The organism is Novosphingobium sp. FG90, assembly GCF_057808725.1.
This window is the reverse complement of sequence record NZ_JBMDIO010000008.1, coordinates 16,167-37,185: the sequence shown is the minus strand read 5'-3', so window position 1 is coordinate 37,185 and position 21,019 is coordinate 16,167. Positions and strand designations below refer to the sequence as shown.

Below are 21,019 nucleotides of genomic sequence, written 5' to 3'. Positions count from 1 at the left end.
GCACCTGCGGCATGGTTCTGCGCGCGCTGATAGCCGAGCGGGTGGGCGGTGGGCAAGGGCGCGTCTGCAGGAGTTGGATCGGGATCGACCAAGTCGTCGTCCCGGACCTGATCCGGGATGTCGATAACTACTGCGTCAGCGTCGAAGTCCGCTCGATCCGCCAGTTCAGCTGCTGTTCGCTGGCGCCCGGCACGTCGTTCACGCGGCGCAGGACGATGGTGCCGCGCTTGGAGGGGCGCCCGTCGCCGAAATCAACCACGATCGGCGCCTCATAGTAGAGCGAGCCCGCCGCCCGCTCCATATCGCCCTTGCCGACCGCGAGGCGCGGTTTGGCGCCGCCGAACTCGCCCTGCAGCTTCTGCGCGGTCATCTGCGCATCAAGGCTCCAGGCGCTGGCGCCCGCGCCCCAGTCGCCGATACGAACCGCGCTGACGTAGTAGCGCAGCAGCCGCTCCGGATCACGGCGCTCGGTCAGCGCGCCGGTGTCGAGCGTGCTGGCGGCGGGCGCCGAAGTCGCGCCGTCCACCGGCCCCACGTCGACGACCGCATCGGTGGAGCCCACATCCGCGCTCGCGCTGTCAAGCACGGCCGGGTCCTCACCGGCCTTGCCGCAGGCGGAAAGCGCCAGCAACGAGGCGGAAAGCAGGGCGGTCAGGACAGCTTTGGTACGCATCTGGTCGGCATTACCTTTCTTTCCGTGGTTCCCCCCCACGCCAAATTGTCCCAGCTTCGGAAAGTCTACCCCGCCCGAATGAGCGTACCGGCGCCTTCCTGCGTGAATATTTCCAGCAACATGGCATGCGAAACCCGTCCGTCAAGGACGACCGCCGCCTCGCAGCCCGCCTCGACGGCGTGGATGCAGGTCTCCAGCTTGGGAATCATGCCGCCCGAGATCGTGCCGTCTTCCTTCAGACCCGCGATGGCCGAGGGCGTCAGGTCGGTCATCAGCTTGCCCTGCTTGTCGAGCACGCCGGGCACATCGGTCAGCAGGAACAGGCGTGAGGCACCCAGCGCCGCGGCGATGGCGCCCGCCATCGTATCGGCGTTGACGTTGTAGGTGCCGCCGTCCGGCCCGGCCGCGATCGGGGCGATCACCGGGATCATCCCTGCGCCCGAGATCGTCTCGATCACGCGGGTGTCGATGTGCTCGGGCTCCCCCACGAAGCCGAGGTCGACGACCTGCTCGATCAGGCTGTCGGGGTCCTTGCGGGTGCGCGAGACCTTGCGCGCGGTGACCATGCCGCCGTCCTTGCCGGAGACGCCCATCGCCTTGCCGCCCGCCTTGGCGATCCAGCCGACGATTTCCTTGTTGATCGCGCCGCACAGGACCATCTCGGCCACTTCGGCGGTCGCCTTGTCGGTGACGCGCAGCCCGTCGATGAACTGGCTTTCGACGCCGACCTTCTTGAGCATCGCGCCGATCTGCGGCCCGCCGCCGTGGACGACGACGACGTTGATGCCCACGGCCTTGAGCAGCACGACATCCTCGGCGAAGTCCACCGCCTTCTCGGGATCGCCCATCGCGTGGCCGCCGTATTTGACCACGAACGTGCGCCCCGCATATCGCTGCATGTAGGGCAGCGCATCGACGAGGGTTTCGGCCTTGGCCAGCAGTGCGGGGTGGTGCGGATTCGACATGAGGGGGCTAATACGCCCCCGCGCGCAATTTTGAACCCGCTTAACGTGATTTTTTCGGCGTAATCGTGCCGTTTATCGGCTCAGGAATCCAGTTTCCTGCCCAGCTTCACGAAGAACCAGATGAAAGGCGGCACCATGATCGTCGAGAGCACCAGCTTCGAGATGATCTGGCCCTCCATGATCTGCACGATCGGCAGCCCTGTTCCGATAAAGGAGATGGTGATGAACAGCACCGTGTCGATCACCTGCGACAGCATCGAGGCGATCCACGCGCGCACCAGCAGCAGCTTGCCGCCAGCCTGCGACAGCTTGGAGAAGATCAGGACGTTCAGCGTCTGCGACACGCCGTAGGAGATCAGCCCGGCGAACTGCATCCGTGCGCCCTGCCCGAGCAGGCGGGCATAGGCCTCCTGGTCGCCCCAGAACGCAGCCGGCGGAACCACGTGGATCACGAAGGTCAGCAGCAGCATCGAGACGATCAGCGGAATGAACCCGAAGCGCACCAGCTTGTTGGCGGTGTCCGGCCCGTGGAGTTCGGCGATGGCGCTGGAGAGCACCACTAGCAACAGGAACGCGAAGATCCCCGATTCGACCGCGAGATCGCCCAGCACCGGCCAGTGGCCCAGCGAGGCCAGCTTGGTCCCGAGCACCCCCGCCAGCACGACGAGACCGCCGTAGAGCAGTGAAAAGACGAAAAGCGAGCGGGTGATGATGGGCGCGGGCGCAGTGACGGGTCGATCCATCGCCTCCCTGTAACGGGCAAAGCGGCGTTGGACTAGGGTTAGGTAGAGAAAATGCGCGCTTCGTCGCATCCGCCCTGTCGCGCAGCGATGGGGAGAGGGACCGCCGACGCAGTCGGTGGTGGAGGGGTCGGAAAGCCCCCTCCGTCAGTCGCTGGCGCGACTGCCACCTCCCCATCGCTGCGCGACAGGGAGGATGCGGCGCGGTCATCGCCATGGCCGCTTCGCCGTGCTAGCCGCCGCACCATGGACGAAGACGAAGACACCGCGCTCACCCGCCCCCAGCGCCGCCTGCTGCGCCGCCTCTACAACGGCCGCAGCGAGCCGATCGTCGCCGATGGCAAGCCGTTCCTGTCCTACAGGGAGGCCAGCCGCTACCTCCTCTCACTGGAGGCCGAAGCGCGCGAGGCGGCCTATCTGGAGATGAAGCGGCAGGCGGGATAGCTTTCCTACAAAGGCGGCACCGGGTACTCTTCCGGTCACCCCTTCCCCGACCACAAGGTTACACGCCATGCCTCGCAAGGTGACACATTTCCCGCACAAGGTGACACTTTTCGCCCGCAAGGTGACACTTTCAGCTCCAAGGTGACACCTTTTCCCCCTGGACAGTGTAAACCGTGTAAACCTGTCACCTTGCGGGACACCCGCCGCGAAACCCTCTAGCCCTGCGCTTCCGGCGCCTCTAGGGTCTGCGGCTGTTTCCCCCCTTCCTCTCCCGGAGCCAAGCGCCTCGATGCATGTCGCCTACAGCCTGATCGGCATCGTTCTCATCATGGCGGCAGCCTTCCTGCTTTCCACCGACCGCAAGGCGATCCGCCCGCGCGTCGTCTGCGCGGCTTTCGCGCTGCAGGCGGGCCTCGCCGCGCTGGTGCTCTACGTGCCGTTCGGCAACCGCATGCTGCGCGGCGCCGCCTCGGGCGTCGAGGGGCTGCTGAGCTACGCGCACGAAGGCGTGACCTTCCTGTTCGGCCCGCTCGCCTCGCCGGAGATCGGCGGCACCAGCTTCGCCATCGCGGCACTGCCGGTGATCATCTTCTTCGCCTCGCTGATCTCGATCCTCTACTACCTGAAGATCATGCCGCTGGTGGTGCGCTGGCTGGGCGGCGCGCTGGAGAAGGTGACCGGGATCAGCAAGGTCGAAAGCCTTTGCGCGGCCTCGAACATCTTCGTGGGCCAGAGCGAGGCGCCGCTGGTGATCCGCCCCTACCTCGCCTCGCTGAACCCCTCGCAGCTGTTCTGCGTGATGACGGTGGGCCTTGCAGGCGTGGCGGGCACGATCCTGGCCGCCTATGCCTCGATGGGCATCCGCATCGACTACCTCGTCGCCGCCGCCTTCATGTCGGCGCCGGGCGGCATCTTCATGGCCAAGATGATCATGCCCGACCCGCGGCCCGTCGTCGCATCGGACGCCGAGGTCCATGAGAGCACCCTGCCCCCCGCCGGTGCCGCCGCCGCCGCGATGAACCGCGCCGACGTCACCCACCTCCCCGGCGTCCACGTCGACGAGCCCGAAGCCGTCGAGCACGAGGAGGAAAAGCCCGCCAACATCATCATGGCCGCATCGCAGGGCGCGCAGACCGGCGTGAAGCTGGCGGTCGCGGTGGGCGCGATGGTTCTCGCGTTCGTGGCGCTGATCGCGCTGGCCAACGGCTTCGTCGGCTGGGCGGCGGGCCTCTTCGGCTTCCAGGGCGTGACGTTCCAGTCGCTGCTGGGCTACATCTTCGCGCCGATCTTCTACCTCCTCGCCACGCCCGACTGGACCGAGGCGCTGCACGCGGGCGGCCTGTTCGGCACCAAGATCGTGCTCAACGAATTCGTCTCGTTCATCGAACTGGGCAAGGACGGCCTGCTGTCCCCGCGCACCGTGGCGGTGGTGACCTTCGCGCTGTGCGGCTTCGCCAACTTCTCCTCGATCGCGATCCAGATGGCGGTGACCGGCGGCCTTGCCCCCAACCAGCGCCCGATCATCGCCAAGCTGGGCATCCGCGCTCTGGCGGCGGGCAGCCTGTCGAACCTGATGAGCGCAGCGCTGGCGGGGCTGTTCCTCACCGTCGCCTAAAACCGGTCCGTCCCGGCGATGTTGCCCCGGGGAAACTGGACACCGGCCTGAGGCTTGGGTCTTCTCTCCCCTTGAGAGGACCAGACCATGACCGACCGATTCCGCGAGACTTACGGCCCTACCGCGTTGGTGACGGGCGCTTCCTCAGGGATCGGCCTCGCCTTCGCCGAGGAACTGGCCGACCGGGGCTTCCACCTCGTCCTTACCGCGCGCCGGACCGACCGGCTCGACGCGCTGGCGGAGCGGCTGGCGTCCTCGCACGGCACCCGGACCACCGTGCTCGGTGCCGATCTTGGTGACCCGGCGACTCCCGCGCGGATACTCGAGGCGACCGAGGGCACCGACATCGGCCTCGTCGTCAGCAATGCCGGCTTCAACATCAAGGGCCCGTTCGAGGCGCAGGACCCGGCCGCGATGGCGCGGATGCTCACCGTCAACTGCCACGCGCCGATGCAGCTGGCCCACGGTCTGATCCCCCGCCTCAAGGCACGGGCGAGCGGAGGTCTGATCTTCACCGCCTCGGTCGAGGGCCTGATCGGCTGCCCGTACTCGGCCGCATACTCCGCCACCAAGGCGCTGGTCGTAGCGCTGGGCGAGGCGCTCTGGGGAGAGATGCAGGGCACCGGCGTGGACGTGCTGACGCTCTGCCCGGGTGCTACCGAAACCGAGGCGACCGCCGGGATGGAGGGCATCGCCAACCTGCAAAGCCCGGCCGAAGTCGCGCGCCTAGCCCTCGACAACGTGCGCGAGGGACCGACCTTCGTACCACACGCGCATTACCGCGCCATGTTCGATGCCCTGAGCGCCCGTCCCCGCCGCGAGGCACTGGCGGGCATGGCGGAAGGGATGCGAAAGCGCGCCGGCTGACTCGCTTCAGTTGAAGCGCTGACGCGCCAGTTCAGCCGCCGACAGCACGATCCCCGCAAGGATCAGCGCCATGCCGAGGAAGTGGTAGCCTTCCAGCCGTTCGCCCAGCAGCAGCGCGGAGAGCAGTGCACCGAACAGCGGCATCAGCGTGATCGCCTGCCCGGCCCGCGCCGCGCCGAGTTGCACCGTCGCGGCGTTGTAGATGAAGTAGGCCAGCACCGATGGGAAAATGCCGACGTAGAGGAAGGTCGCAAGCACCTTCGGGCTCCAGGAGACGGCCAGTCCCTGCGCGGCTTCCGATGCTGCCAGCGGCGCCATGACCACCGCGCCGATCAGGAACACCATGAGCAGGAAGCTCGCCGGCGCGATCGGCGGTCGCTTGCGCAGGAGCACGGTGTAGAGCCCCCATACCAAGACGCCGCACAGCACCAGCGCATCGCCGATGCCAAGCCGCAATGTTGCCAGCGCGGATACGTCCCCCCGGAACACGATCGCGACGACCCCGATGGTAGACAGCGCGACGCCCGCCTGGTGCAGCGCCCCCGCGCGCGTTCCGAAGATCATGCGATCGAGCACCAGCACCAGCGCCGGGATCGACGCCTGCAGCAGCAGGGCGTTGGCCGCACTCGTATGGTGAAGCCCGGAATAGACAAACGAATTGAAGCAGACGATGCCGAGGAAACCCAGCGCCGCGATCCAGCGCCATCCGGCGACGATCGCCGCGCGCTCGGCCCAGGCCCGCCGCGCCGCGAAGGGTGCCAGCACCAGCACGGCCACCAGCCACCGCCCGAAGGCGAGCGTGAACGGCGGAATGTCGTCCCGCACCGCGCGGCCGGTGATCGAGTTGCCCGCCCAGAACAGCATCACGAGGCCGAGCAGCAGAAAGGCGCGGGCGTTAGAGGGGGACTTGGGCATGGCAGTTCCATTCGTCGTCCCGGACGACGACATTACCCCAGCGCCTTGTCGAGCATCTGCGCCAGACGCAGACCCGCGCGTTCGATGCGTTCATCGACGATTGGAATCGTCTGTTCGATCGCGGCGTTGGTCCAGACGATCTTCTGCGGCTCCTTGACGTCGCCCTCCACGTGACAGGGCAGCTTGCCGCCGAAGGCCAGCGGATAGAGCACGTCGCGGCTGATCTCGTAGCTCTCGCGGGTCCAGTCTTCCAGCGTACCGGTCGCCAGCCGCGCCTTTTCGGCCGCGCTATAGACGCGCACCAGCGGCGGACGGGCGGAGGTGATCGCGCGCTCGGCCAGCGTCGTGTCCCAGATCGAGTGCAGGTTGCGGCCCGGCGCGTCGCCGTAATCGGCCTTCACCGCGTTGCCGCCCATGTCCTCGTTCTCGCCGACATGAAGCGGCTGGTGGATGTCCCCGACGAAGTGAACGAGAAACGCCAGCGCCTCGAGCCGCAGCACCGGCGCCAGCTTGCGGTCCGCCAGCAGCTTCTCGTCGCGCTCGATCTGCGCTGTGGCGCACATGCCGTCGCGGCACAGCTGCTTGAGGTCGAACGTCCCGCAGACCGGCTGGTCATGGTAGTGCCAGGAATTCTGGTATGCCCAGCGCCAGCGCTCGCCCTTGATGCAGTCTGGCCATGTCGCGGCGTCCTCGATCGTGCGCATCGAGCACTTGGGCGTGTCCATCTCGCGCTCGTGGGCGAGCAGCTTGCGGATGGCGACCCGGGTGGCGGGGCGGACGTTGGCCATCGCGATGCCCGCGACAGTGCGATGGCCCATCGCGCCCCAGGCGAAGGCGGGGCTGGAAACGACGGTCGCCATCGCGGCAAGGAGCAGGAGAACTTTGCGTATCATGATCAGGCTAACGGGTGCTCGTACTGTTCGATGACCCAGTCCTCCGCCTCGGCGGCGGCAATCCAGGCCTGCATCCATTCGTGTTCCCACACCGCCTGCATATAGGCCTGCGCGAAGCCGGGCACGCCGATGCCGTAAGTGAGGAAGCGGCTGACCACCGGCGCGTAGAACACGTCGGCCGCGCCGAAGGTGCCGAACAGGAACGGCCCGCCCTTGCCAAAGCGCGCACGCGCCTCCGCCCAGAGGGTGAGGATGCGCACGATGTCACCGCGCGTCTCCTCCTCCAGCCCCGACAGCTCGACGCGCGAGCGGATGTTCATCGGGCAGTTGCGGCGCAGCGAGAGGTAGCCGGAGTGCATCTCCGCCACCATTGATCGCGCCATGGCGCGCGCGGCGTCCTGCTTGGGCCAGAAGCGATCGCGGCCCACCTTGTCGGCAAGGTAGTCGACGATGGCGAGCGAATCCCACACCACTGCCTCGCCGTCCCACAGGATCGGAACTTTGCCGTGGCTGGGGGCAAGGTCGTCGGAAGACTTCTTGAAGGCTTCCCATTCCTCGCCGAACAGGGGGACGGTGATCTCGTCGAAATGCAGGCCCGACTGTTTGCAGGCAAGCCAGCCGCGCAGCGACCAGCTGGAGTAGTTCTTGTTGCCGATGATGAGCTTCACGGGACGGCGTTCCTCGGGATTGCTGAACAGCGGGCCTAGAGGCTGGGGGGCGATGTGTCGAGCCTGACCCTTCTGCAAGCTCAGGGTGAGCGGGCGTTGATTTGCGCTCCCTCAAAACCGCTCAGGCTGAGCTTGTCGAAGCCCCCGCCGCACGACGCGCCGCCCTCAGAACGCCCGTGTGATCATGTAGAACAGCGCACCGACCGCCGCGCTGGCCGGGATGGTCACGAACCATGCCACGATGACCCGGCTTGCCACCGACCAGCGCACGGCACTCGACCGCCGCGCCGCACCGGTGCCGACGATGGAGCCGGTGATGGCGTGCGTGGTCGAGACCGGAATGCCCAGCGCCGAAGCCCCGAATACTACGATAGAGCCCGCCGTTGACGCGCAGAACCCCGAGTGGTGATTGAGCTTGGTCAGCTTTGAGCCCATCGTCTTGATGATCTTCCAGCCGCCCGAAAGCGTGCCCAGCGAAATCGCCAGGTAGCACGACAGGACCACCCAGTGCGGCACATGGAAGCCGCCCGACATGTGCCCGGTCGAGTAGAGCAGCACGGCGATGATACCCATCGTCTTCTGCGCGTCGTTGCCGCCATGGCTGATCGAATAGGCCGCGCTGGAGAGCAGGTGCAGGCTCTTGAAGATGCCGTTCGACTGGCGCGGCGACGTGCCCTTGAACAGCCAGCTGGTCAGCAGCATGAGCAGCATGGCGATGGCAAAGCCCAGCACCGGCGAGATGAAGATCGCCGCGATGGTCTTCACCGTGCCCGAACTTTCGACGACCGCGAAGCCGCCATGCGCCATGCCCGCGCCCAACAGGCCGCCGATCAGCGCGTGGCTGGAACTGGAAGGGATGCCCTTGATCCAGGTCAGGACGTTCCAGAACATCGCGCCTACCAGCGCTCCGAACACCACGGCGGGCGTGACGGCATCGACGTTGATGATGCCCTTGCCCACCGTCTCGGCGACGTGGAGCCCGACAAAGAAATACGCCAGGAAATTGCCCGCCGCCGCGAACAGCACCGCGAACACCGGAGACAGCAGCCGCGTCGCCACCACCGTCGCGATGGCGTTGGCGGCATCGTGCAGGCCGTTGAGGAAATCGAACGCCAGCGCGAGCGCGACGAGGCCGATCAGCAGCGGCAGGGCAAGAGTGTGGTCCATGTGCGGGCCTTACGAGTGGTCGATGACCAGCCCGTCGATCTCGTTCGCGAGGTCCTCGAAACGATCGACCACGCGCTCGAGACGCTTGAACATTTCCTGCCGCACGAAAAAGTGCATCGGCTCCTTGAGGTCCGCCTTGAACAGGCGCTTGAGGCCTGCGGCGTGGATCTCGTCGGCGTGACCTTCCATGCGGACCAGACGCTCGGTCAGTTCGTGGAGACGGTGGCCGTTGTCGCCGATTTTGCGCAGCAGCGGGATCGCCTCGGCGGTCAGGCGCGCGGCGTCGACGATGATCGCGGTCATGTCGATCATCTCGGGCTCGAACTCGACGACTTCGTAGAGGTCCGAGGCATTGGCGGTCTGCTGCATCTCGTCGATGGCATCGTCCATCGTGTTGATGAGGCTGGTGATGGCCGAGCGGTCGAACGGCGTCAGGAAGCTGCGACGCACCGTCTGCAGCACTTCGCGGGTGATGTCGTCGGCGTCGTGCTCGCGCTCGGCGATCTCGCGGATGTGCTGGGCGCGGCCGGGGCCGCCCTGCGCCAGACGGGCAAGCGCATCGGCGCCGGCCACCAGCGTGGCGGCCTGCTTCTCGAACAGGTCGAAGAAGTTGCCCTGCTCGGGCAGCAGCTTCTGGAACCAGGCGAACATGGCATTGACCCCTGTCTTGCTTGCCACCGTGTCCACGGCCGCGCCGAACAGGCGGGCGGGACTGGCGGCGGCGCGGAATTCTCGTGCGCCGAAGGAACGTATGAGGGCGCGAAGGTCCTCTTCGTCGACCGCCCTAGCCGCTTCCTCCAGGGAGAACCAGCGCCGTTCGCGCTGGTGCTGCTCGTCCCATGTGGAAAGTTCGTCAGTGACGGCGAAAGGATAGACGTCGACGTCGGCCCAGACCGAAGCGCCGGAATTGCGCTGCTTGCGGTAGCGGTAGGAACCGAGCGGCACCGGGCACGTCGCGCCGAGCACGCCCGCTTCCTCCTCCGCTTCCTTCGAGGCGGCGGCGTGCGGCTGCAGCCCCTTCATCAGCCCGCCCTTGGGAATCACCCAGCGCCGCGTCGAGCGCGAGGTGATGAGCATGATCTGGATCGGCGCATCGATGGCGGGGCCGACGGTGCGATAGGGGAGAACGGCAATCTGGCGCACCGGCGAGATCTCCTTGTCATCCCTGCGCATGAAGGTGCCGCCCATAGGGGACAGCGCGCCGTCATGCAAATGTCACAAACAGAGACACGGTCTCGATTGTGGACGCAGATGATGAAGGGATGATTTCCGTCGGCTTACGCAGGCGGTTGGTATGCTGCGGAAGGCTCGCTTGTCGCATCCCGTCACCCTGAACTTGTTTCAGGGTCCATTGCGCCGCCAGCGCAGGTGTATGGCCCCGTCAACCGGCAGGGCCGATGGTGAAAAACGACGCTCCGGCCAAGGCCGCCTGATGGACCCTGAAACAAGTTCAGGGTGACGAGGACTAGAGAGGATAGCGCGGCCCGCCCCGGGACCAGTGGCTTGTTCAGAGTTCCGAATCGCTCAGCACAGCGGCGCGCAGCTCCTCGATCCCCATGCCCTTTTCAGAGCTGGTGACGTGGACCACCGGGAACGCGGCGGGATGCTTGCGGGCCTCGGCGATGGTGGCGGCATGGACCGCCTCCAGTTCGCTGGCCTTGATCTTGTCCGCCTTAGTCAGGACCAGGCGGTAGCCCACTGCAGCCTGATCCAGCATCTCCATCATGTCGAGATCGACCTGCTTCACGCCGTGGCGCGAATCGATGAGGACCAGCGTGCGCTTCAGCTCGACGCGGCCGCGCAGGTAATCGCGCACCAGACGGCGCCAGGTCTCGACCACCTTGGGTGGGGCCTTGGCGAAGCCGTAGCCCGGCATGTCGACGAGACGGAACTTGAGCGGCTCGGCCACGTCGAAGAAGTTCAACTCCTGCGTGCGGCCCGGCGTCACCGAAGTACGCGCGATCGCCTTGCGGCCGACAAGTGCGTTCAGCAACGAGGACTTGCCCACGTTCGACCGGCCCGCAAAGGCGATTTCCGGCGCATCGGGATCGGGCAGAAACTGGAGCGACGGCGCCGATTTCAGGAACGTCACCGGTCCCGAGAACAGCTTGCGCGCGCGCTCCGTCAGTTCTGCCATTTCTTCATTCACGCGATCGTCACTCACTTGCTGCGCGCCGCCGCACGGGCCTTGTCCGCCGCATCCTTCTCGGCTTGCGCCTTGAGCTGCGGGTGTCGGCTGTAGAGGAACTTCTGCTGCGCGATCGTCAGGATGTTGGAGGTGATCCAGTAGACCAGCAGGCCCGAGGCGAACGGCGCCATGATGAACATCATGAACCACGGCATCAGCTTGAACACCTGCTGCTGCGCCGGGTCCATCTGCGCGGGGTTGAGCTGGAACTGCAGGTACATCGTCACGCCGAGCAGCAGCGCCAGCACGCCAATCGCCAGGAAGCTGGGCGGATCGAACGGCAGCAGGCCGAACAGGTTGAGCACATGCAGCGGATCAGGCGCGGAGAGATCCTTGATCCACAGCACGAAGGGCTGGTGGCGCATCTCGATCGCCAGGATCAGCGTCTTGTAGAGCGCGAAGAACACCGGGATCTGCAGGAACATCGGCAGACAGCCTGCGAGGGGATTGACCTTCTCCTGCTTGTAGAGGGCCATGATCTCCTGCTGCTGCTTCTGCTTGTCGTCCTTGTAGCGCTCCTGGATCGCCTTCATCTTCGGCTGGATCGCGCGCATCGCCGCCATCGAGGCGAACTGGCGCTGAGCCACCGGGAACATCATGCCGCGCACGATGAGGGTCAGCAGGATGATGGCGACGCCGAAGTTGCCGACGAGGCTGAACAGCTTGGTGAGCAGCCAGAAGATCGGCTTCTCGAACCAGCGGAACCAGCCCCAGTCGATCGCGAGGCCGAAGTTGGCGATGCCCTGCGCCTCGTAGGCGTCGAGCACCTTGTGCTCCTTGGCGCCTGCGAAGATCTTGGTCGTCACGCTCTGCGCGGTGCGCGGCTGGACGATCGCCTGATCGTAGACGACGTCGGCGCGGAAGATCTGGTTGCCCATCGAGCGGAAAGTGCTTGTCGCCTTCGCGCCCGAGGGGATCAGCGCCGACATCCAGTAGACGTCGGTGAAGCCGATCCAATCGGTAGCCCCGGAATTGGTGACTTCCTTCTTCTCCGCGACGTCAACGCACGACGAGAAGATCGCGAACAGGCCGCCCGAGCATTTATAGCTCGCCTCAAAATCAACCGAACCGTCGAAGGCGCCGATCGGGCCGGAGTGGACGTTCCAGGTGTCGAGGCTGGCGGTCTTCTCGGTACGGTTGACGATCGCGAAGGGCTTGACCGAAACCGCGTTGCCGCCCGTGTTCGCCACGGTCTGCTTCGCGGTGATCATGTAGTTCTGATCGATCGAATAAGTGATGCCAAAGCGCTGACCGGTGGGGTTGGTCCAGGTCAACGTAACCGGGGTGCTCGGCGTCAGCACCGCGTTGGCGGGTGCGGTCCAGACACGCGGGTTGTTGGTATCCGGCGTCTCGATGCCCTGCCCGACCCAGCCCAACTGCGTGAACTGCTGCGCGGGCGTGCCGTAGGGCGAGAAGATACGGACCGGGCCGGAGTTCTTCTCGACCGTCTCGCGGTGGCGATTGATGACGAGGTCGTCGACGATCGCGCCGTTGAGGTTGATCGAGCCCGAAAGGCCCGGCGCCTGGATCCTGACGCGGCCCTTGGCGGCGAGCTCGGTCGAGAGATCCTTCGCTTCCAGCGTGCGGTCGGCGGCGTCCATCAGACCGCCCTCGCGGGTGGGCTTGGTCGGCTTGGTCGCGTTTTCAGCGCCGCCCGCCGCGACGGTCTGCGTCGGGGTCTTGGCCTGCGGATAGAAATAGCCGACCCCGGCCTCCCAGCCGAAGAGCACGAGCGCGGTCAGCACGACCGCGAGGATGATGTTACGCTGGTTTTCCACGAAAGCCTGTTTCCTGCCCGTATCTTCGTCTCGGCGGCGGCCATGTGGGGCCACCGGCGTCAATTCGCTAGTATCTAAGGTTCAGTCCGGCACGGGATCGTGCCCATGCCCACCCCAGGGATTGCAGCGCAATAGACGCCACAGCGCCAGCAATCCACCCTTGATCGCACCATGTCTGCGAACCGCGATGATCGCGTACTGCGAACAGGAGGGGGAATAGCGGCAGGTGGGCGGCATGATCGCCGAAGGACCGAGTTGCCACAGCCGGGCAATCCCGATGATCGCCAGCCCCGGAAGCGACACGAGGAAGGCGACGATTCGCTTCATTTACGAGGGCCGCGCTTGCGATTGTGAGGCCGGGGCGCGTCGCCCTTCCCGTCCCGCGCCCGACCCAGCGCCGCGACGAGTTCGACGCGCAGCTTCTCGAAGTCGCGCTCCACCCCGCCTTCGCGGCCGATCAGCACGTGGTCGGTGTCGGCAAGGCCATGCTCGGGCAGCAGTTCGCGCAGCAGCGCGCGAAAGCGCCGCTTCATGCGGTTGCGCACCACGGCATTGCCGATCTTCTTGGTCACCGTGATCCCGGCGCGCCGCCCCAGCCCGTCATTGCGGTTGGCGAGCAGCACGAAGCCGGGACGCGCGACTCGCAGGCCGCGATTGGCGGCAAGGAAGTCCGAACGACGGGACAGGATCGTGTAGGCGTCGGTCATCGCATGCTGGCTCGGGCGGGCTTGGCCGATGGGGCTTCGACAAGCTCAACCTGAGCGGGTTTGAGAGCGCTTCTCTAAATCTCGCTCAGGCTGAGCTTGTCGAAGCCCTGTCGATACACCACCGATTCGCAAAGCAAAACGGCGCCAGCCCATGCCCTCGCGCAAGGCGAAAGCGTGGGCTGGCGCCGCTTTTGGCAGGAGCGCTAACCCCCTGCCGATCCCGGCTGATCAGGCCGAAAGCTTGGCGCGGCCGCGAGCGCGACGAGCGCGCAGAACCTTGCGGCCACCAACGGTCGCGGTGCGGGCACGGAAGCCGTGACGACGGGCGCGAACAAGGTTGCTCGGCTGGAAAGTGCGCTTCATGTCAGTCCTCGAAAATCTAACAAAAAGGGCCGCCCAAACCGGACGACCATGGAAATCGTTGGCCGCCGTTACTGGAACGAGGGCAGTGAGTCAACAAGAGCCGCAAGCTGGACGAATTGAAAACGGGGCGCGACCTCCACTTTCACCTCGTCGAGTTGCACCCATGCACTCATCTCGCCTGCATCCAGCCAGCGCGCCGAGGCGAACGGAACCGAATTGGTCATGGCGTAGAACGCCTGGGCCTCGGCGGTGCCCATGCCCATGGCGCGATAGTAATCGATGTACCGGCGATTCTCGGGCGCATTGGCGGCGTAGTCGGAGGGCTCCAGCCCGGTATCGTCCTGCCAGGAATGCACCGCGAACTCAGAGCCGGGATCGGCATAGCGCCGCACGCCCGCCAGGAACAGCTCGACCCCGCCCGACCGCACCGAGCCGCCCGCCGGAACGTGAGTGACGATGCCGCTGCGGCGAATCATCTGGCCCACCTGCAGGTTGGCCAGATCGTCCTCGGTGCCGGGGCAGTCGATCATCTCGATCGTGGCGATGCCGGGATGGTCGCGCAGCATAGCCGTGAACTGCCCGGGCGTGCGCGAATCGGTCACGTCGACCAGCGCCGCGCGGCCTTCGTCAAGCACGCGGAACGGGCCATAGGCCGCCCCCTGCGGGATCACGGGCGCTTCAACCACGGTCGTGAAAAGGGTGCGCTCGCCCCCGGCAACGACGGGATCGGATATCTCGTCGACAGCCTCATACTCGATCACCTGCGCCGACAGGGGGGACACGGCGAAAAGGGCGACCAGAGCGAGACATGCGGAGAGCGAGCGCATCACCAGCCTATGCCGCGATCACCCTTACCCTACCGCTCACAGGTCCGGTTAAAGTGCTGTAAGGTATATTTTTGTACGTAGCGCCGAAATGAGGTGGCGCTACTAGGATGATCCTCCTGCCATTACCTGTGAGGAGGGTGTTTCTTGGTCGCCATCGTCTCGACTGTCGCGTATCTCGGTCTCGAGGCGCGGGCCGTCGAGGTGCAGTGCCAGGTGGCGCCGGGAATGCCGGGCTTCACGCTCGTTGGCCTGCCCGACAAGGCCGTGCGCGAGAGCACGCAGCGGGTCAGCGCGGCGCTTACCGCCATGGGCCTCGCGCTGCCGCCCAAGCGCATCATCGTGAATCTCTCCCCCGCCGACCTGCCCAAGGAAGGTTCCCACTTCGACCTGCCGGTGGCGCTCTCGCTGCTGGCGGCGATGGGCGTGATCGATGCCGAGCAACTGGGCGATTTCGTGGCGGTAGGCGAACTCGCGCTCGACGGCCGTGTGATCCCCTCTCCCGGCGTGCTCCTCGCCGCGATCCACGCCAGCGAGTATGAGAAGGGCCTGATCTGCCCCGCCCCGCAAGGCTCGGAAGCGCGCTGGGCCAGCGGTGTCCCGGTGGTCGCCGCGCCCAACCTCATCAGTCTGCTCAATCACTTGCGCGGCATCCAGGTGCTGCAGACGCCCCCACTGGGCGAGGTCGAAGCTGCCACCGGCGGTCCCGATCTCCGGCAGGTCAAGGGGCAGGAAACCGCTCGCCGCGCGCTGGAGATCGCGGCGGCAGGCGCGCACAACCTCCTGATGGTGGGTCCGCCGGGCGCGGGCAAGTCGCTGCTCGCGTCCTGTCTCCCGGGTGTCCTGCCCGAACTCACTCCGGCGGAAGCGCTCGAAGTGTCGATGGTCGCCTCGGTCGCGGGGACACTGGAAGGCGGGCGCATCAGCCGCGCGCGGCCCTTTCGCGCGCCGCACCACTCCGCCTCGATCGCGGCGCTGACCGGTGGCGGTATCAAGGTGCGCCCCGGGGAGGTGTCGATGGCGCACCTCGGCGTGCTGTTCCTGGACGAACTGCCGGAGTTCCAGCGCCAGGCACTCGACTCGCTGCGCCAGCCGCTGGAAAGCGGTGAGGTTACGGTCGCGCGCGCCAATGCGCATCTCACCTACCCTGCCCGCGTACAGCTTGTCGCAGCGATGAACCCGTGCCGATGCGGCTACATGGGCGACCCTGCCCTCGCCTGTTCGCGCGCGCCGCGATGCGGGGCAGACTACCAGAGCAAGGTATCAGGCCCGCTCCTCGATCGGATCGACCTTCACGTCGAAGTCGATCCTGTCCGCGCCGCCGATCTCGCCCTGCCGCCGCCGACCGAAGGAAGCGCCGAAGTCGCCGCCCGCGTCGCCCGGGCGCGTCAGGTACAGGCGGCGCGCCTGCAAGGCACGAAGGCACGCACCAACGCCGAACTCGACGCCGACCTGCTCGAAGCCCACGCCACTCCGGACGAAGCCGGACGGCGGCTGCTTATGCAGGCTGCCGAAGCCATGCGGCTGTCCGCGCGGGGCTACACGCGGATCTTGCGAACCAGCCGGACGATCGCTGATCTGGCGGGATCGGACGAGGTGAGGCGGATTCACGTGGCCGAGGCGCTGAGCTATCGACGGCGGCCGCCAGTGGGGTAAGCTTTCTGCACATAGGCTTGGAGATCGAGCCGCCCGAGTTTAATCGAACTGCTTCTCGTCCAACGAAGGATTTCGCGGTGCGTCTTCGCAATCTGGCTCTGCCAGTCTGTCTATTTGCGCCTTTCAGCGCGGCTCATGCCCAACATCCGTTGGTTCTCAATCGTCTTAACGAATGGAACGAGGCGGCACCTGCTCCTGACAAGTCGACCCTGGAGGCCGCGATCCGGAAAAAAGCGACGGAAATCTACGCCACGAACGCCGAATGCGCCGGTTCGGCCGCGACGATTACGAAAATCGAACCGGCAACAGCGGATCGCTACGCCTTCAACGCCCTTTCGCGAAGGGCGATCAGAAATGCCTGGTTCGTGACAACGCAAATGTCCGGCTGCGATAAGGCTCCGGTCCGTTACATGGTCATTCAGCGGACGGACAACGGCCTCAACGCCATTCGCGTCAATCGCGGGCTCTCCTATGCCTGGGACTCGCTATTGGGAGATACCCTGCCATCGGCCAGCCTTGCCGCGATCGCCGCCCTCAAACGACGCGGTTTCGATTGCGACACCGGAAGCGCATCATCCCTGGGAGTGGTACGGATCGCATCCGAAGAACCTGGCCTCGGGGTTGATACTTTCGGTATCCGATACAAGGGCGGCTGGTCAGAAATCTGGCCGATTACCGTCTGCAAGCGCACTGCAGAAGTCTTGGTCAGGTTCACCGCCGATGGCGATGGCGGTGCCTTCACGCACATTCCCGGAGATAAAATCCAGATCCTCCCGTGACGGCATGGGCTTGATCGTGCGTGATCGGCAACGCTGCGCGGCCGATCTGAAAGCCCTCAACGCAACGCGCCACGTCCCCCGGCATGAGCAACCGGAAGAAGCCCTACTCCCGCACGTCCAGCTGGCGCAGCACTTCCGCCACGACCTTGGGCGAACTGGCGAAATCGAGGTGGCTGCAGCGGATCGCGACGGCGCGGTCACGCTCGTGCGGCCAGCCTGCCGCAGCGCGGGGCTGGATGATCCCGTCGCGCGGGCTCCACAAGGCGACCGTGGGGACTTCGGGCTTGGCGGAGAAATCGCAGTCGATCGGCGGCCGATCGACCGAGTACCCGGTCACCACCTGATAGGCCTTCCACGCATTGTTGGCGCGCGGATCACCCGAAAAGGGCGTCCCCATCGTGATCACCTTGGCGACGAGGTTGGGCTCGCGCCGCGCGATCTCGCGCGCGAAAAGGCCGCCAAGGCTCCAGCCGACCAGAGCCACGGGGTGCCAGTTCTCCCGCGCGATCACCGCAACGCGGCGCATGAGGTAGGAAAAATTGCGCTCGTTCGGCCCGAGATTGAGGCCGAGCCCCCATTGGTGGACATGGTGTCCGGCAGCGGAAAGCGCATCGGCCATCGGCTTCATCCGCTTGGGATGGGCACCGAAGCCGGGCAACAGCATGACCGGCATCGGGCTGACCGCGGGCTTGACCCGCTGCCCCGTGAACCGGACCTTGTGGTTGCCGCGGTAGAGCGAACGCAATTCCGCCCACATCAGTTCGAGCGGCGGCTTGCCGACCCCCTCGGGGTGCTGTTCGCGCACAAAGGCGGCGCGCCGCGCGATGGCGGCGCGCAGGGATCCTGCGAAGCGTTCCTCTTCTTCGTTCAGCGGATCCATCGCTCTCTTCGCGTTACCTCGTCATGTCTTGCAGTCACCGAGACGCTTGGTGGTCAGGTGCATCGTCATCTTCATCGAACCCATCGGAGCAGGCCCACCAGTCGTATCCATATCGACCGTGACATCTGAACCATCGCGCCTGACCGTGCCATTAAGCGTCATCATCGATCTGCCTTGATTCGCGGAGCCTTCACTGGCGGACCGGCAATCCATCTGGGCATCGAGCCTGCCGCCATCAACGTCGAACTTCGAATAAGAGCACTCGTTCCCCTTGCCCACGCCCTTGAACATGTCGCGATAGCCTTTTTCGGCATCGGCCCTTGTCAGGCAGATCGTGCTTTCCTGCCTCGCCGTCATCATCGACTTCATCTGCTCGGCTGCTTCCCTGGGCATGCCCGGCACTTCGAGCCGGGTGATCTCGACCGTCTGGCGATACTGGCCCGGCTCGGGGGTATCGAGCTTGGCCGCCTCCTGCTTCACCTCCTGAGCCGACTTCGGAACTGCGTCGCCCCCGGCGTTTCCGTCGTCGTCCTTCGATCCGCATCCCGCAAGCACCAGCGCGCCCGTCATCACGCCCAGCGCCGCGATCATGATCCTGCCCTTCATGGTCCTCTCCTCTCCCAAGAGACGGACCGAGGGCTAACACCGCCCTGCCCCTACGCCAACGCCCTGTTGCCGCGGGAAAGCATATACCCCATATGTTCCGCCATGGCAGAGCTTATCATCCGTCGCGGCCTCGAAGAACCGGACACTTCGGGCACCTTCGTCCCCCACAAGCCGCAGCGGCCTGACAAGTCGATGCCCGGCCGGCCGTTCAAGATCGTCTCGGATTACGAACCGGCCGGGGACCAGCCTACTGCCATCGCCGATCTCGTCGCCAGCGCGGCCGACGGCGAGAAGACACAGGTGCTGCTGGGCGTCACCGGCTCGGGCAAGACCTTCACGATGGCCAAGGTAATCGAGGAACTGCAGCGTCCCGCGCTGATCCTGGCCCCGAACAAGATCCTGGCCGCCCAGCTCTATGGCGAGTTCAAGGACTTCTTCCCGGACAACGCGGTCGAATATTTCGTCTCCTACTACGATTATTACCAGCCCGAAGCCTACGTGCCCCGGTCGGACACCTACATCGAGAAGGAAAGCTCGGTGAACGAGGCGATCGACCGGATGCGCCACTCGGCCACGCGCGCGCTGCTGGAACGCGACGACGTGATCATCGTGGCGTCCGTATCGTGCCTCTACGGCATCGGTTCGGTCGAGACGTACTCGGCGATGATCTTCGACCTCGTCAGCGGCAAGGCGCAGGACCAGACCGAGATCATCCGCAAGCTCGTCGCGCTGCAGTACAAGCGCAACGACGTGGCGTTCTCGCGCGGCAACTTCCGCGTGCGCGGCGACAATCTGGAGCTGTTCCCCAGCCATCTGGAGGACGTGGCGTGGCGCATCAGCTTCTTCGGCGACGAGATCGAGGAGATCGCCGAATTCGATCCCCTCACCGGCAAGAAGGGCGCGGTGCTGGACAAGGTGCGCGTCTATGCGAACTCGCACTACGTCACGCCCGGGCCGACGATGCGGCAGGCGAGCGAGGCGATCCGCTTCGAACTGACCGAGCGGCTCAAGGAACTGGAGGCCGAGGGCAAGCTGCTGGAAGCGCAGCGCCTTGAACAGCGCACCAACTTCGACCTTGAGATGATCGCCGCCACCGGATCGTGCAACGGCATCGAGAACTACAGCCGCTTCCTGACCGGGCGCATCCCCGGCGAGCCGCCGCCGACCCTGTTCGAATACCTGCCCGACAACGCCCTGCTGTTCGTCGATGAGAGCCACCAGACGGTGCCGCAGATCGGCGCCATGTCCAAGGGCGACCATCGCCGCAAGATCACGCTGGCCGAATACGGGTTCCGCCTGCCCAGTTGCATCGACAACCGCCCGCTGCGTTTCAACGAGTGGGACGCGATGCGCCCGCAGACTTTCGCCGTCTCGGCCACGCCCGGCCACTGGGAGATGGACCAGACCGGCGGCGTCTTCGCCGAGCAGGTCATCCGCCCCACCGGCCTGATCGACCCACCGGTGGAAATCCGCCCGGTCGAGGATCAGGTGCAGGACTGCATCAACGAGTGCAAGGAGGTGGCGGCAAAGGGTTACCGGACCCTCGTCACCACCCTCACCAAGCGCATGGCCGAGGACTTGACCGAGTTCATGCACGAACAGGGCGTGCGGGTGCGCTACATGCACTCCGACGTGGAGACGCTGGAGCGCATCGAGCTGATCCGCGACTTGCGCATGGGCGTTTACGACGTGCTGATCGGCATCAACCTGCTGCGTGAAGGCCTCGACATTCCCGAATGCGGCCTCGTGTGCATTCTGGACGCGGACAAGGAGGGCTTCCTGCGCTCTGAGACCTCGCTGATCCAGACCATCGGCCGCGCCGCGCGCAACGTGGACGGGCGCGTGATCCTCTACGCCGACCGCATGACCGGATCGATGGAGCGCGCGATGGCCGAAACCGACCGCCGCCGCGCCAAGCAGGAGGAATACAACCTCGAACACGGCATCACGCCGCAGACGATCAAGCGCCGCATCGCCGACATCGTGGCCGACACCGCCAGCCGCGACGGCGTGGTGGTGGATCTGGAGGACGATGCCACCAACAACCTCGTCGGGCACAACCTGCGCTCGTACATCGAGGATCTGGAGAAGCGCATGCGCGCGGCGGCAGCGGACCTGGAGTTCGAAGAGGCTGGAAGGCTGCGCGACGAGATCAGGCGCCTTGAACAAAGCGAACTGGGCCTGCCCGAGGCGGAACACAAGGCGCCAAGGGTCGGGCGGAGCAACGAGGGCAAGCCTGGGACGCGGAAGATGCGCTATGGCAAGACGCAGCGCAAGTTCGGGAAGTAGGG

Annotated in this window: 22 protein-coding genes; 6 read left to right on the top strand and 16 right to left on the bottom strand. The window is 65.8% G+C overall.

Annotated features, from left to right (window positions below; translation table 11 throughout):
* Positions 1-127: 127 nt before the first annotated feature.
* From ACODRZ_RS09515 to ACODRZ_RS09505, 3 genes are all read right to left on the bottom strand, one after another.
* On the bottom strand, positions 128-673 hold the full coding sequence (locus tag ACODRZ_RS09515) for a hypothetical protein (protein ID WP_488972857.1): 546 nt from the start codon (positions 671-673) through the stop codon (positions 128-130).
* A gap of 65 nt (positions 674-738) precedes the next feature.
* Positions 739-1,638 carry an acetylglutamate kinase gene (gene argB / locus ACODRZ_RS09510; protein WP_488972858.1) on the bottom strand — a complete coding sequence of 300 codons (900 nt, stop codon included), beginning with the start codon at positions 1,636-1,638 and terminating at the stop codon, positions 739-741.
* 80 nt (positions 1,639-1,718) lie between these two features.
* On the bottom strand, positions 1,719-2,381 hold the full coding sequence (locus tag ACODRZ_RS09505; RefSeq protein ID WP_488972859.1) for a queuosine precursor transporter: 663 nt from the start codon (positions 2,379-2,381) through the stop codon (positions 1,719-1,721).
* Positions 2,382-2,624: 243 nt separating this feature from the next.
* Between ACODRZ_RS09505 and ACODRZ_RS09500 the strand changes: the two genes are divergently transcribed.
* The 3 genes from ACODRZ_RS09500 (at position 2,625) to ACODRZ_RS09490 (ending at position 5,304) form a co-directional block, all read left to right on the top strand.
* Entirely contained in the window at positions 2,625-2,822 is a 198-nt protein-coding gene (locus ACODRZ_RS09500) for a hypothetical protein (protein ID WP_488972860.1), read from the top strand.
* 289 nt (positions 2,823-3,111) lie between these two features.
* The gene (locus ACODRZ_RS09495; RefSeq protein ID WP_488972861.1) at positions 3,112-4,437 is read left to right on the top strand and encodes a NupC/NupG family nucleoside CNT transporter; all 1,326 of its coding nucleotides are present in this window, start codon (positions 3,112-3,114) and stop codon (positions 4,435-4,437) included.
* 87 nt (positions 4,438-4,524) lie between these two features.
* Positions 4,525-5,304, top strand: a complete 780-nt coding sequence (locus ACODRZ_RS09490) for an SDR family NAD(P)-dependent oxidoreductase (RefSeq protein ID WP_488972862.1) — start codon at positions 4,525-4,527, stop codon at positions 5,302-5,304.
* Between the two features lie 6 nt (positions 5,305-5,310).
* Here ACODRZ_RS09490 and ACODRZ_RS09485 read toward each other — a convergent pair whose 3' ends face one another.
* The 11 genes from ACODRZ_RS09485 to ACODRZ_RS09435 form a co-directional block, all read right to left on the bottom strand.
* A complete protein-coding gene (locus tag ACODRZ_RS09485) occupies positions 5,311-6,219 on the bottom strand; it encodes a DMT family transporter (protein WP_488972863.1) in 909 nt (302 codons plus the stop codon).
* A 32-nt stretch (positions 6,220-6,251) separates the two neighbouring features.
* Positions 6,252-7,112, bottom strand: a complete 861-nt coding sequence (locus ACODRZ_RS09480; RefSeq protein WP_488972864.1) for a S1/P1 nuclease — start codon at positions 7,110-7,112, stop codon at positions 6,252-6,254.
* Positions 7,113-7,114: 2 nt separating this feature from the next.
* Complete coding sequence (locus ACODRZ_RS09475; RefSeq protein WP_488972865.1) at positions 7,115-7,780, bottom strand: glutathione S-transferase family protein; 666 nt, start codon at positions 7,778-7,780, stop codon at positions 7,115-7,117.
* Positions 7,781-7,945: 165 nt separating this feature from the next.
* Complete coding sequence (locus tag ACODRZ_RS09470) at positions 7,946-8,947, bottom strand: inorganic phosphate transporter (RefSeq protein ID WP_488972866.1); 1,002 nt, start codon at positions 8,945-8,947, stop codon at positions 7,946-7,948.
* 9 nt (positions 8,948-8,956) lie between these two features.
* The gene (locus ACODRZ_RS09465) at positions 8,957-10,090 is read right to left on the bottom strand and encodes a DUF47 family protein (protein WP_488972880.1); all 1,134 of its coding nucleotides are present in this window, start codon (positions 10,088-10,090) and stop codon (positions 8,957-8,959) included.
* A 364-nt stretch (positions 10,091-10,454) separates the two neighbouring features.
* Positions 10,455-11,084: a ribosome biogenesis GTP-binding protein YihA/YsxC gene (gene yihA / locus ACODRZ_RS09460; protein ID WP_488972867.1), complete on the bottom strand. Its 630-nt coding sequence runs from the start codon at positions 11,082-11,084 to the stop codon at positions 10,455-10,457.
* A 23-nt stretch (positions 11,085-11,107) separates the two neighbouring features.
* Positions 11,108-12,913 carry a membrane protein insertase YidC gene (yidC, locus tag ACODRZ_RS09455; RefSeq protein WP_488972868.1) on the bottom strand — a complete coding sequence of 602 codons (1,806 nt, stop codon included), beginning with the start codon at positions 12,911-12,913 and terminating at the stop codon, positions 11,108-11,110.
* 81 nt (positions 12,914-12,994) lie between these two features.
* On the bottom strand, positions 12,995-13,240 hold the full coding sequence (gene yidD / locus ACODRZ_RS09450) for a membrane protein insertion efficiency factor YidD (RefSeq protein ID WP_330705127.1): 246 nt from the start codon (positions 13,238-13,240) through the stop codon (positions 12,995-12,997).
* Positions 13,237-13,620 carry a ribonuclease P protein component gene (gene rnpA / locus ACODRZ_RS09445; protein ID WP_488972869.1) on the bottom strand — a complete coding sequence of 128 codons (384 nt, stop codon included), beginning with the start codon at positions 13,618-13,620 and terminating at the stop codon, positions 13,237-13,239. Before rnpA ends, yidD begins: the two co-directional genes overlap by 4 nt.
* 228 nt (positions 13,621-13,848) lie before the next feature.
* A complete protein-coding gene (rpmH, locus tag ACODRZ_RS09440) occupies positions 13,849-13,983 on the bottom strand; it encodes a 50S ribosomal protein L34 (RefSeq protein ID WP_008831762.1) in 135 nt (44 codons plus the stop codon).
* Between the two features lie 68 nt (positions 13,984-14,051).
* Positions 14,052-14,810 carry an alpha/beta hydrolase gene (locus ACODRZ_RS09435; protein ID WP_488972870.1) on the bottom strand — a complete coding sequence of 253 codons (759 nt, stop codon included), beginning with the start codon at positions 14,808-14,810 and terminating at the stop codon, positions 14,052-14,054.
* A gap of 144 nt (positions 14,811-14,954) precedes the next feature.
* On the opposite strand from ACODRZ_RS09435, the gene ACODRZ_RS09430 reads away from it, so the two are divergent.
* Both ACODRZ_RS09430 and ACODRZ_RS09425 read left to right on the top strand, forming a co-directional pair.
* Entirely contained in the window at positions 14,955-16,463 is a 1,509-nt protein-coding gene (locus ACODRZ_RS09430; RefSeq protein WP_488972871.1) for a YifB family Mg chelatase-like AAA ATPase, read from the top strand.
* 17 nt (positions 16,464-16,480) lie between these two features.
* Positions 16,481-17,242, top strand: a complete 762-nt coding sequence (locus tag ACODRZ_RS09425; protein WP_488972872.1) for a hypothetical protein — start codon at positions 16,481-16,483, stop codon at positions 17,240-17,242.
* 103 nt (positions 17,243-17,345) lie between these two features.
* On the opposite strand, the gene ACODRZ_RS09420 is transcribed toward ACODRZ_RS09425, so the two are convergent.
* Both ACODRZ_RS09420 and ACODRZ_RS09415 read right to left on the bottom strand, forming a co-directional pair.
* Complete coding sequence (locus ACODRZ_RS09420) at positions 17,346-18,122, bottom strand: esterase/lipase family protein (RefSeq protein WP_488972873.1); 777 nt, start codon at positions 18,120-18,122, stop codon at positions 17,346-17,348.
* A 21-nt stretch (positions 18,123-18,143) separates the two neighbouring features.
* A complete protein-coding gene (locus ACODRZ_RS09415; protein ID WP_488972874.1) occupies positions 18,144-18,713 on the bottom strand; it encodes a DUF3617 domain-containing protein in 570 nt (189 codons plus the stop codon).
* 117 nt (positions 18,714-18,830) lie between these two features.
* Here ACODRZ_RS09415 and uvrB point away from each other — a divergent pair, with 117 nt between their 5' ends.
* Positions 18,831-21,017 (top strand): excinuclease ABC subunit UvrB, encoded by a 2,187-nt coding sequence (uvrB, locus tag ACODRZ_RS09410; RefSeq protein WP_488972875.1) that lies wholly within the window; start codon positions 18,831-18,833, stop codon positions 21,015-21,017.
* The last annotated feature ends 2 nt before the right edge of the window (positions 21,018-21,019 follow it).

What these genes read in the sequence shown, in the direction of transcription:
- ACODRZ_RS09515 (WP_488972857.1), bottom strand. Translation starts at nt 673, where the DNA reads ATGCGTACCAAAGCTGTCCTGACCGCCCTGCTTTCCGCCTCGTTGCTG.
- argB (WP_488972858.1), bottom strand. Translation starts at nt 1,638, where the DNA reads ATGTCGAATCCGCACCACCCCGCACTGCTGGCCAAGGCCGAAACCCTC.
- ACODRZ_RS09505 (WP_488972859.1), bottom strand. Translation starts at nt 2,381, where the DNA reads ATGGATCGACCCGTCACTGCGCCCGCGCCCATCATCACCCGCTCGCTT.
- ACODRZ_RS09500 (WP_488972860.1), top strand. Translation starts at nt 2,625, where the DNA reads ATGGACGAAGACGAAGACACCGCGCTCACCCGCCCCCAGCGCCGCCTG.
- ACODRZ_RS09495 (WP_488972861.1), top strand. Translation starts at nt 3,112, where the DNA reads ATGCATGTCGCCTACAGCCTGATCGGCATCGTTCTCATCATGGCGGCA.
- ACODRZ_RS09490 (WP_488972862.1), top strand. Translation starts at nt 4,525, where the DNA reads ATGACCGACCGATTCCGCGAGACTTACGGCCCTACCGCGTTGGTGACG.
- ACODRZ_RS09485 (WP_488972863.1), bottom strand. Translation starts at nt 6,219, where the DNA reads ATGCCCAAGTCCCCCTCTAACGCCCGCGCCTTTCTGCTGCTCGGCCTC.
- ACODRZ_RS09480 (WP_488972864.1), bottom strand. Translation starts at nt 7,112, where the DNA reads ATGATACGCAAAGTTCTCCTGCTCCTTGCCGCGATGGCGACCGTCGTT.
- ACODRZ_RS09470 (WP_488972866.1), bottom strand. Translation starts at nt 8,947, where the DNA reads ATGGACCACACTCTTGCCCTGCCGCTGCTGATCGGCCTCGTCGCGCTC.
- yihA (WP_488972867.1), bottom strand. Translation starts at nt 11,084, where the DNA reads ATGGCAGAACTGACGGAGCGCGCGCGCAAGCTGTTCTCGGGACCGGTG.
- yidD (WP_330705127.1), bottom strand. Translation starts at nt 13,240, where the DNA reads ATGAAGCGAATCGTCGCCTTCCTCGTGTCGCTTCCGGGGCTGGCGATC.
- rnpA (WP_488972869.1), bottom strand. Translation starts at nt 13,620, where the DNA reads ATGACCGACGCCTACACGATCCTGTCCCGTCGTTCGGACTTCCTTGCC.
- rpmH (WP_008831762.1), bottom strand. Translation starts at nt 13,983, where the DNA reads ATGAAGCGCACTTTCCAGCCGAGCAACCTTGTTCGCGCCCGTCGTCAC.
- ACODRZ_RS09435 (WP_488972870.1), bottom strand. Translation starts at nt 14,810, where the DNA reads ATGCGCTCGCTCTCCGCATGTCTCGCTCTGGTCGCCCTTTTCGCCGTG.
- ACODRZ_RS09420 (WP_488972873.1), bottom strand. Translation starts at nt 18,122, where the DNA reads ATGGATCCGCTGAACGAAGAAGAGGAACGCTTCGCAGGATCCCTGCGC.
- ACODRZ_RS09415 (WP_488972874.1), bottom strand. Translation starts at nt 18,713, where the DNA reads ATGATCGCGGCGCTGGGCGTGATGACGGGCGCGCTGGTGCTTGCGGGA.
- uvrB (WP_488972875.1), top strand. Translation starts at nt 18,831, where the DNA reads ATGGCAGAGCTTATCATCCGTCGCGGCCTCGAAGAACCGGACACTTCG.